The 10,948-nt window shown below is 70.4% G+C and carries 6 protein-coding genes; 2 read left to right on the top strand and 4 right to left on the bottom strand.

Annotation, left to right across the window (positions count from 1 at the left end):
- The first annotated feature begins 150 nt into the window (after positions 1–150).
- Together ACQP03_RS22190 and ACQP03_RS22185 are read left to right on the top strand one after the other, a co-directional pair.
- The gene (locus tag ACQP03_RS22190; RefSeq protein WP_357128439.1) at positions 151–882 is read left to right on the top strand and encodes a kinase; all 732 of its coding nucleotides are present in this window, start codon (positions 151–153) and stop codon (positions 880–882) included.
- 352 nt (positions 883–1,234) lie between these two features.
- A complete protein-coding gene (locus tag ACQP03_RS22185) occupies positions 1,235–4,309 on the top strand; it encodes an AfsR/SARP family transcriptional regulator (protein WP_357128442.1) in 3,075 nt (1,024 codons plus the stop codon).
- A 153-nt stretch (positions 4,310–4,462) separates the two neighbouring features.
- On the opposite strand, the gene ACQP03_RS22180 is transcribed toward ACQP03_RS22185, so the two are convergent.
- The 4 genes from ACQP03_RS22180 to ACQP03_RS22165 are packed head-to-tail and all read right to left on the bottom strand — an operon-like array spanning position 4,463 to position 10,439.
- Entirely contained in the window at positions 4,463–5,524 is a 1,062-nt protein-coding gene (locus ACQP03_RS22180; RefSeq protein ID WP_281593044.1) for a GntG family PLP-dependent aldolase, read from the bottom strand.
- Positions 5,508–7,742, bottom strand: a complete 2,235-nt coding sequence (locus ACQP03_RS22175) for a pyridoxal-phosphate dependent enzyme (RefSeq protein WP_357174176.1) — start codon at positions 7,740–7,742, stop codon at positions 5,508–5,510. Before ACQP03_RS22175 ends, ACQP03_RS22180 begins: the two co-directional genes overlap by 17 nt.
- On the bottom strand, positions 7,732–9,213 hold the full coding sequence (locus ACQP03_RS22170; protein ID WP_357128448.1) for an argininosuccinate lyase: 1,482 nt from the start codon (positions 9,211–9,213) through the stop codon (positions 7,732–7,734). Before ACQP03_RS22170 ends, ACQP03_RS22175 begins: the two co-directional genes overlap by 11 nt.
- A complete protein-coding gene (locus tag ACQP03_RS22165; protein ID WP_357174173.1) occupies positions 9,210–10,439 on the bottom strand; it encodes a Zn-dependent hydrolase in 1,230 nt (409 codons plus the stop codon). Before ACQP03_RS22165 ends, ACQP03_RS22170 begins: the two co-directional genes overlap by 4 nt.
- Positions 10,440–10,948: the final 509 nt, after the last annotated feature.

Genomic DNA, 10,948 nt, shown 5'->3' with positions numbered 1-10,948 from the left:
GGTGAGCTGCTTCAGGGCGTGTTGCCGGAACCGGGTACGGATTTCCTGGTAACGCTGCCGATCAGGCGGGGATGTTCGGCGTACTTCGAGTTACACCCAGGCGCATCGAGGGTCGAAGTCGCACCACGGAGCAAGACGAAATCACGGGCAGTGGCCGAGGCCATGCTGCGCCGGTACGGCGTGTGGGGCGGTGGTCGGCTCACCCTCGACGGCGATCTCACCGAGGGCAAGGGCCAGGCGAGTTCCTCGGCCGATCTGGTGGCCACCGTGCGGGCGGTGAGCGAGGCGATCGGGGTGACGCTCACCCCGGCCGACATCGAGTCACTGCTGCGCCCGATCGAGCCCACCGACGGGGTGATGTATCCCGGTGTGGTGGCCTTCCTGCACCGGCAGGTCCGGCTGCAAGCGATGCTGGGTCATTTGCCGGCAACGACGATCGTGGGCGTGGACGAGGGTGGCCAGGTCGACACGGTCGACTTCAACCGCATTCCCAAACCGTTCGGCCGCGCCGAGCGGCGGGAGTACCGCAGCCTGCTCGATGAGATCACGGTGGCGATCGGCAAGGGGGATCTCGCGACGGTCGGCGCCGTGGCCACCCGGAGCGCGCTGCTCAACCAGCGGCTGCGTCCCAAGTCGATGCTCGGCGACCTGGTGGCCCTCTCGGCCGCGACGGGCGCCCTCGGGGTGGTCGCCGCGCACAGCGGAACGATCCTCGGCCTGTTGCTCGCCGACGACGACCCCGACTACCCGGACAAGCTCGCCCGGGTACGGTACGGCTGCCGCGCCCTGGCCGGCCGGGCCTGGGTCGACCGATCCATGCCGACGATGCCGCAGTCGACCGATCTTCCCACCGGGTCCCGCTCTGGGCCGGGAGCCCGTTGACGGTTCGCCGGTCGGTCCGCCGCCCGATGTCGTCCGGTCAGGTCGGTGATCGCTATGGGTCTACTCAGCCTCCCCGGTTTCTGGAAAGCGAATCTTCGGGTCGGCATACCGGCCGCTCAAAATACATAACGCCGCCGCGTAGTCAGGGCTCATATTCGGACCGAGAGTGATCGCTGGTCCTACACAGCGGATTGTTGAACGCTCGACGGCCCCGCTCCGAGCTGTTACGCTCACGATTCGGACAGTGATCAACGGCAATGCCCTTGCCCATCGCCAGGGGTGCGAGGGCGATTTCGCCGCGCGTCGCAAGGTGTAACAGACGGAGCCGAGACCACGGGGGACTGCGGCTGTGATGAACTTCGAGATCCTCGGCACGCTGGGGGTGAAAGGCCCGACAGGCACAGCCACCATCCGAGCGGCGCGGCAGCGCATCGTCCTGGTGATGCTGCTGCTCGAGGCGGGCCGGGTCGTCCCGGTCGACCGGCTGTCCACAGCCATCTGGGACGACGCCCCACCGCAGACCGCGCGAGGACAGATCCAGATCTGCGTCTCCGCGCTGCGGCGGGCGCTCGCCGACGTCGGCCTGCCGGACCGGCTGGAGACCTGCGCTCCGGGCTACCTGATCCACGCCGGGCCCGACGAGGTCGACCTGCTCGTCTTCGAGCGGCTCGTGGCAGAGGGCCGACAGAGCGCCGAGGAGCAGCGGCTCGATGAGGCGATCGGCCGCTACGAACGCGCGTTGAAGCTCTGGCGGGGCGACGCGCTGGCCGGGGTGGAGAGCCGGCTGGTGGCAGCTGCCGGCGCTCGCCTGGAAGAGATGCGGTTGCGGGCGGTCGAGGAGTTCATGGACCTGAGACTGCGCCAGAGCGGCCACCAGGAGATGATCGCCGAACTCGCCGACCTGGTGGCGTCCAACCCGCTGCGCGAACACCTGCGGGCGCAATTGATGCTCGCGCTGTTTCGCAGCGGTCGCCAGGGGGAGGCCCTGGCCTGCTACCGCGACGGTCGCCAGACACTCGTCGACGAGCTGGGCATCGAGCCGAGCGCCGAGCTGCGCGAGGTCGAACGTGCGGTCCTGGGCGGTGAAACCGACTATGAGCTGGATCCGAGGGCCGCGACCCAGCCTGCCGACGTCACGCCGGCCGACTACCGCCCGGCCCGGCTGCTCCCGCCCGACATCGGTGACTACACGGGCAACCGGCCGTTGCTCGACCGGCTCCAGGAGATAGTCACCGCGGAACCGGATGACGGGAACGCGGCGCCCCGGATCATCTCGGTCTCCGGCACCGGCGGTGTCGGCAAGTCCGCCCTGGCGATCCGGGTGGCACACGCGACGAAGGACTTCTTTCCCGACGGGCAGCTCTACGCCCGGCTCAACGGCAACAACACCCCGCTGGGCGCCGCCCAGGTCCTGGAGCGGTTCCTGCGTGCCCTCGGCGTACCGCACGTGATGATCCCCGGCGGCATCGAGGAGCGTGCCGAGACATTGCGAGCCCTGCTCTCCGGGCGGCGCGTGCTCATGGTTCTCGACGAGGTCGCGGACGAGGAGCAGGTCCGCATGCTGGTGCCCAACTCCGCCCCCAGCGTGGTCATCCTGACCAGCCGCCGCCGGCTCACCGCCTTGCCGGCGGCTCACCACGTGGAATGTCCCTTGCTCGAACCCAGCGACTCGGTCGAGTTGCTGGCACAGATCGCGGGGCCCGGTCGGATCTATGCCGAGCCGACCCAGGCGCTGCGACTGAGCAGTATGTGCGGCCACCTGCCGCTGGCGCTGCGCGCGGCAGGCGGGCGACTCCTCATCCGGCCCCACTGGACAGTGGCTCGGATGGCCGAGCGATTCGCCGACACGAGCCGGCGCCTCGACGAACTGTCGCATGGCGAACAGAGCCTCCGGGCCAACATCGCTCCCAGCTACGAGTGGCTCAGCGACCCGGCACGCCGACTGCTTCGGCTGCTCGGCGTGCTGGAGGCACGCGATTTCCCGGAATGGATCTGCGCACCCCTGCTCGGCTCGGACGACGACGCAGGTGCGGAGGCGCTCAGCGAGCTGGTGACGGCGCAGCTGCTGGAGGTCGAGACCCCGGTCGGCGGCCGAGCCCGGTTCCGGATGCACGGCCTGATCCGGATCTTCGCCGCAGAACGCCACGACGCGGAGGACCGAGCCGAGGATGGGGCCGAGGCGCTGCGCCGGGCTCTGGGCGCGTGGCTGTATGTCGCGGAAAAGGCCCACCGCAGCGAGTACGGAGGCGACCACACCGTCCTGCACAGTGACGCGGTTCGCTGGAAGGTCGATGAGACTCTCTGCGAAGAACTACTGGCCGACCCGCTCGAATGGTTCGCGGTCGAGAAGGATGCCCTGGTGGCGATGGTCGGTCAGGCCGCTGACCTCGGCGCCGACGACCTCTGCTGGGACCTCGCGGTGACGCTGGTGACCATTTTCGAGGTGCGGTCGGAATTCGTCGAGTGGCGGGCCACGCACGACAGCGCGCTCGCCGCGGTGCGGCGATCGGGCAACAAGTACGGCGAGGCCGCGGTCCTCTACTCCATGGGCGCCCTGGCTGCCGCGGAGTACCGCCTGGACGACGCGGCCCGGTTGTCCCGTGCCGCCGACGAGCTCTTCGTCGACCAACGGGTGCTGTACGGCCGGGCGCTCGTCCTGCGCAACCTGGCCTTCATCGATCGGGCGCAAGGCCGCCACGAGGAGGCCCGGCGCAAGTACGAGCAGGCGCGTGAGTGGTTCAGGTTCGCCGGTGACGTGATCGGGGAGGCCCACGTCTTGTCCGGGTTGGCCCAGCTGGCCGTCATCGCCCACGACCGGCGTGCTGCGCTCGGGCATCTCACCGAGGCGATCCGGCTCACCGAGGGACGGAGCCGCCGGATGGAGGCACAGTTGCGGTACCGCCTCGGCGAGGTGGCCCTGAAGGGTGACGACATCGGCACCGCGCTCGACTGCTTTCACGATGTCCTGGAGATCGTCGTCGAGTACGGCGACCGGATCGGCGAGGCCTACGCGCGCTACGGCCAGGGCCTGGCGCAGACCGCGGCCGGCGATGCGGATCGTGCCGTCGGCACGCTGCGCCAGGCGGGCAAGGTCGCCGCGGAGAGCGGCGACCGGATGGTGAGTGCCCGCATCCAGCTCGCCTGGGCAGAGGCCGAGTACGCGATCGGTTCGCGGGACATGGCCGCGCGCCTGGCCGGCGCCGCGCTGCAGAGCTTCCGTCAGTTGGGCGACCAGGTGTGGCAGGCCCGAGGTTTGCGCCTGCTCGGCGACACCATCGCGGACACCGCGACGGCGATGGCGGCCTGGCGGGAGGCGCTGACCATACTCGGTAAGGTCGATTCACAAGATGCCCGTGACCTCGCCGAGGAACTGGTACGCAGGCTCACCTCGGCCTCCTTGGCGTTCCAGGTCGGCGAGGCCTCCTGAGCGGTCCGGCGGGGCCGGGCAGATCTGCGGTCACCCCCAGTTGGTGTCAGTGCGGCCCGGGGCGGTGGCGTGGTGCGAGCGGGCCGGGGTGTTCGGGATCGAGTACATGGTCGTCACTCCTCGACGGGTGGGGCGGTGTGATCGCACGACTGTCTACCGTGGGCTCCCGGCGCCGTTCAGCCTCGGCTCGGAATGGGTGATCACCTTGGCGAGGCGGCTCACCGCCTCGTGCACGTCACCGGTGGTGACGCCGCAGTGGATGACCGCGCGGATCCGGCCGTGCCCGAAGGTGTTGACGGCGACGCCGGCACTGGCGGCCATCCGCACGACCTCTTCCGGGTCCCGTCCCGCGACCCGGAAAAGAATGCTGTTGGTCTGTGGTGGGTCCAGCGTGACACCCGGGATCGCGGCCAGCCCCTCGGCCATCAGCCGCGCGTGGGCGTGGTCCGTGCTCAGGCGCTCGGCCGCCTCGTCGATCGCCAGGATGCCGGCAGCGGCGATCACGCCCGCCTGTCGCATTCCGCCGCCGAGCATCTTGCGGATCCGGCGGACCCGCAGCAGCGTGGCCTCGTCGCCGGCCACCATTGAACCGATGGGTGCGGCGAGCCCCTTGGACAGGCAGAACTGCACCGTGTCGGCGTGCTGGGCCAGCTCGGCCGGCGGTACGCCGCGCGCCACCGCGGCATTGAAGATCCGGGCACCGTCCAGGTGCACCGCGACGCCGCGGGTCCGGGCCAGCGCGGCGACCTCGGCCGCGTACCCGTCCGGTAGCACCACCCCGCCGCAGCGATTCTGCGTGTTCTCCAGACAGATGACCGCCGCCGGGGCGAACTGTGGATCCTCGTCGTCCTCCGGGAACGCCGCGGCGATCGAGGCCAGTGGCAGAGTGCCGTCGGGAAGGTTGCGGATCGGCTCGTAGGAGATGCCACCGCATACCGTCGCGCCGGCCGCCTCGTACAGATAGATATCGGATTCCGACCCGACGATCGCCTTGGCCCCGCGCGGGGCGTGAGCCATCAGCGCAGCCAGATTGGCCATCGTCCCGCTCGGCATCAAACAGGCGGCTGCCTTGCCGAGGCGGTCGGCGGCCAGTCGCTCCAGTCGCAGCACGGTGGGGTCCTCGCCGTAGACGTCGTCACCGAGCGGGGCGGTGGCCATCGCCGAGCGCATCGCGGCAGAGGGCAGCGTGAAGGTGTCACTACGCAGTTCGATCATGGTTGACCTCGATTCGCAGATATCCGAGTGCGGCGTCCAGCGCCTTGCTGACCTCGTGGCCGGAGCTGCCCACCGCAATGACGTGCCCGAGCCGGTCATAGGCGTTACGCGGCGGACGAACGGCGGTCCCGGGTGCGGCCGTCACCGCCACGTCGACCACGCCCGGCGTCCGGCGGGCCGCAGTAGTGCCCTCGACGGCGGTGAGCCGGCCGGTGCGACCGGCGGTGAGGAACGCGATCCCGGCGGTGCGGTCCCGTGCCGGACTGAGCTGGACCGGGAGCCGGCACGCCGCGCGCAGGTGTTGCTCGACGATGTCCACCCCGGTGGCCAGCCGCACGAGCTCGGGGATCATGCCGCCGGCGGGGCGCGCGTTGATCTCGACGATGGACGGGCCTGCCGAGCCGAGCCGTACCTCGGTGTGCGTCGCGCCTTCCCGGATACCCGCCGCGGACAGGGCACGGGTGACCAAGGTCAGCACCTCGGCGTGCAGGGCCGGCGGAAGAGCCGCGGGGAAGACGTGCCGTGCCTCGACGAAGTGCGGCGGTGCGAGCGTGGACTTCGCCGTGACGCCGAGACAGGTGACCGTGGCGTCGTGGCTGAACATCTCCACCGACACCTCCGGCCCCGCCACGTACTCCTCGATCAGTGCCAGCCTGGCGGTCGCCTGGCCGCGCACGTTCGTGGTGACCGCCAGGATGCACTCGACCTGGTCCGCCGTCTCGGCGAGGTCGTGGCAGAGCCGGACGTTGTTCGAGCCGGAGTCGTCGATCGGCTTCACCACGCACGGCAGGCCGGTCACGGCGATCGCGGCCGGGATCTCGTCGGTGGCGGCGACCACGGCGTACCCGGGCTGGCGCACCTCGGCCGCGCTCAGCATCCGCCGTGTCGCCGCCTTGTCGCGGCACACGGCGATCGCCTCCGGCGGGTTGCCCGGCAGGTCGAACGAGGCGGTCAGCTCGCTGACCTGCGGCAGGTAGAAGTCGCTGGTGGTCGCGATGCCGGCGGGCGACGAGAGGTTCGCCTTGATCGTCCGGGCCAGCTCCGCAGTGTCGTCGGTGTCGCAGACCACGGTGCGGACGCGGACGTCGGGCAGCCCGCGGTAACGCTGGGGCGAGCTGGTGAACAACACCGGCTCCACGTCGAGGCGGGCGGCCGTCCGAATGGCCGTCATGCCGGTGCCCGTGGTGTTCGCCTCGATGAAGCCGAGCTGACGGCGGTGGTTCCGCCCGAGTTCGGCGAACGACCAGGCGGTCACCACGGTGCCGTACGGAACCTGCACCGGGTGGCTACGAGGCTGCGTCTCCGGCCGGTGCCGATAGACCGACTCCACGTACCGGTCGCCGCGGTCGGGGAAGATGCCCACCAGCGTCGTCCCTTCGGCGGCCTGCCGGGCCAGGTGGGTGAGGACCCGGTACACCGAGCCAGAAGTGTTGCCGGCGAAGATCTGCTGCTCCCGGGCCAGCGCCCGGGTCGCGGCGAACGCCTCGTCATCGGACAGCCAGTGCACCTCGTCGAGCACGGCGTAGTCGATGTTGTCCGGTTGCAGGCTGTTGCCCAGTCCGCTCTGCAGGCGCTCGGGACGGTCCGGTTGGGCGAACAGCATGCTGCCGACGGCGTCGACGCCGACGGAGGTCAGCTCCGGCCGGTCGGCGCGCAGCGCCGCCGTGGTCCCGCACAGCGAACCGCCGCTGCCCACCGCGCCGACGAGCACATCGAGGCCATCGATGTCCTTCAGGAGCTCGTCCGCCAGGGCGCGGTACGCCAGCGGGTTGTGCGGGTTGTGGTACTGCTGCGGCCAGAAGGCACCGGGCAGGTCGTCCATCAGGTGAGCGAGGCGTTCCAGCCGGGCACTCTGCCAGCCCGCTCCGGTCATCGCCTCGACGACGTGCACCGCGCAGCCCAGCGCCTCGAGCTTGGTCAGGGTGATCGGATCGATCCGGGGATCGGTGACGATGTGGACCGGATGACCGAGATGGTTGCCCACCAGCGCCAGCCCCAGCGCCATGGTGCCGGACGAGCTCTCCACGATCGGCGCGCCGTCGACCAGCGTGCCGGCCTCGCGTGCGCGCAGGACGACCTCCTTGGCCACCCGGTCCTTCATCGCCATCAGGTTCTGCATCTCGAGCTTGGCGTACGCCCGCACCCCGGGGGCTGCCGGAATCCGCAGCCGGACCAGCGGGGTATGTCCGATCGCCGCCGTCACCGAGTCAAACAACATGGTGTCCTCGCAGTTGGTCTTCCACGGCGTTCACCGCAGAGGTCGTCGCGGAGCGGCGGTGCCGTCCCCATGCCGCGTGCTCGTCGAGTTCGGCGCACTGGACGGCCAGGAGGCGACGTACCGCGTCCGGACCGGTTGATCCGTCGGACGTCCGTGACGCCAGGTCGGCGTCCACGTCGAACGCCTCGGTCAGCAGGTCCGTCGGCTCCGTCACCGGGTAGCCGGCGGCCAGCCTGCGCAACAGCGGCCCGTCGGGCTCGCCGGGGGAGCGGCCCGCGTCGACGGCCGCCGCGATGTACCGGCCGGCCACCACCTGCGCGTGCCGCCATGGCAGTCCCGCTCTCAGGGTGAGCAGATTGGCCAGCCGGAAGCCGCCGAGGTGGTCACCGGCGCACGCATCCCGCATCTGCTCGGGCCGGAAGCGGAGCTCGGCGAGCACGGTGCTGGTCAGCCGGAACACCGATCCAGCCTGGGCGAACAGCGCATTCAGGTGACTACCAGCCTCCTTGGAAACCTCGACCATGTTGGCGTACGGAGTCGCGCGCTGGACCATGGCCACATCGAGGTGCAGCGCCGTCAGGTGTGCGCTCCGGCCACGGATCCGTTCGAGCACCGGGAAGTTGCGCTTCTGCGGCATGGACGAGGAGATGCCCACCATCGAGTCCGGAAGGTCCACCAGGCGGTAGGCGCCGCTGGCCCACGCCATCAGGTCGGTGGCGAAGCGGCTGAGGACCACCCCGTAGGCGGACAGATCCCCGCTTACACGCAGCGCCCACCCACGGGAGGCCACCGCCATCAGGGCGTGCCGGGTCGGCCGATCGAAACCCAGGAGCGTCGCCATGCGGGGCAGGTCCCAGTCCAGCTGTTGACCGGCCATCGCACCGGCGCCGAGCGGGCACTCGTCGACCGCGTCGTAGGTCGCACGCATCTGCCGGATGGTCCGCAGCGACTCCTCGACCAGGGCGGCAAGGTAGAAGCCGGGCGTGACGACCTGAGCGGCCTGCAGGTGTGTGTATCCGGGCATCGGCAGGTCGACGCCGGCCGCCGCGCGGTCGGCGGCGGCCCGAGCCAGACCGACCAGACTCTCAATGAGCGCGGCGAGCTGCGATCGGCCGTACAGCAGTTGGGCGCAGGCCTGGAGATCGTTGCGGCTGCGGTCGACGTGCCATGCGGCCGGCACAGGTTCCGGTCCGCCCTGGACGTACCGTTCGATGGCGAACGCGAGGTCGGACATGTTGCCCTCCGGATCGGCGGTGATCTGTTCCGGGGTCAGCTCGTTCAGCCGAGAGACCAGCGCGGCCGACTGGGTGTCGTCGATCAACCCCATTCGCCGGTACTCCAGCAACAGGACCTTTTCGATCAGCACGTACCAGGGCAGGAGCGTGCGGGCTTCCTTCTCGAACTGCGGGCGCAGGATCTCTTCGTGCAGGACGTCGGCCGGGGGAGCGTCGACACGCCCGGTGAACCTCACCGGTCCGCCCCCTCCAACAGGCGACGCACCGTGGTCAGGAGTACGTCCGCCCCGGCCAGCAGATGTTCCGGCTCGGTGTGCTCACGGGGGGAGTGGCTGATCCCGTCCCGACTGGGTACGAAGATCATTCCGACCGGGCCCGCCGCAGCGACGATCTGCGCGTCGTGACCGGCGCCGCTGTGCATCGTCAGCACGGGAAGTCCGTGCTCGGCCGCGGCGTCGGTGATCGCGGCGCTGAGCCGGTGGTCGGTGCGGACGGGAGCGGCGCGCATGCGGACGTCCACCCGCGCGTCGATGCCGGGTCCCAGCGCGGCCACCGCCGCCAGGACGGCGCGTTCGGCGTTCGCCAGCCGATCGAGTGAGCCGTCCCGGATCTCCACGGTCAAGGTGACGGCGCCCGGGATCACGTTGGTCACGTTCGGCCGGACATCGAAACGGCCCACCGTCGAGACGGCGCAGAGCCGGCGCACCCGGGCGATGTCCTCGATGGCGAGCGTCAGGCGGGCACCGGCTACGAGCGCGTCGTGCCGATCGTCCATCGGGGTGGTTCCGGCATGATTCTGCTCGCCGGTGACCGTGATCTCGAAGATGTGGCGCCCGGTGATCGCCTCGACCAATCCGAGCGGGACACCGGCCCGTTGCAGCACCGGGCCCTGTTCGATGTGCAGCTCGAGGAAGCCGCCGAGCCGGCCGGCCGGCCACACGGCCGAGGACAGGGCGTCGATATCGCCCCCGGCAGCCCGCAAGGCGTCGCGCAGGGGAAGCCCGGCGCTGTCCACCAGACGCTCGGCATGTTCGATGGGACCGACCATCGCCTTCGATCCGAAGAAGGGGTACCCGAACTCGGCGCCCTCCTCGTTGGCGAAGGCGACCGCCACCGGCTCGTACGCAAAGGAGCCGTCTCGTTCGTCCAGCCGTGCCAAGGTCTCCAGGGCGGCCACGACGCCGTATGCCCCGTCGAGCCGGCCGCCGTGCACCACGCTGTCGAGATGCGATCCGAACAGCAGGACCGGCCGGTCCCGGTCCGCCTCCCGGCGTCCGATGAAGAGGTTCCCGGCCGCGTCGACGGTGGCGCGCAACCGGAGCATCCGCGAGCGCTCGCAGAGGTATCGCCGGGCGGCGTGATCCGCCTCGCTGAAGCCGGTCCGAGACACTCCGCCCAGCTCGTCCCCGCCGAATCGGGCCAGCTCCGCCAGGTGGGACAGGAACCGCCGACGGTCGATCATGGAAGCCGTCTGGTTGAGTTTCAGCACCGTGCACCTCCAGCCGCCTGGACTCCCTCGACCGCGGTCAGCGCGGAGGTGGTGTCGGGGCCGGCCAGGTGCGCGGACCACGCCACGAGATCCGTCAGCCCGGACCTGCCGCCACAGGTGATGCGGTGACCGCGTCCACCCGACCGGCGCCCGAATCGGTCGGCGGCGGCGGGCGCGCTGCGGTCCTGACTGCTGTTCGCGCCGCCGAGTACGCAGACCGACAACGGCGTTGGTGCTGCTGCCGCCATAGTGAACATGTCTATCCGCCGCCCTCTCGACAAGCCGGTTCACACCAGCCGGTGGGTGGTGCAGCACCGATACTCACTGCCGGGCCTATCGGCGTGCTGTCGGCTCGTGCCGTCATGAGGACGCGATCGCAGGCCGACGGTCGACCGAGGCGGAAGCCCGGCGAAAGCCATGGTTCGTACAACAGTCGTGACGGTCGTGGTGTCGGTGGGACGGCTTCAGCAGCGACCGCCGGC

Source organism: Micromonospora sp. CA-248212, from assembly GCF_050948405.1.
Classification (GTDB): Bacteria; Actinomycetota; Actinomycetes; order Mycobacteriales; family Micromonosporaceae; genus Micromonospora.
This window is presented reverse-complemented; position numbering and strand designations above follow the sequence as displayed.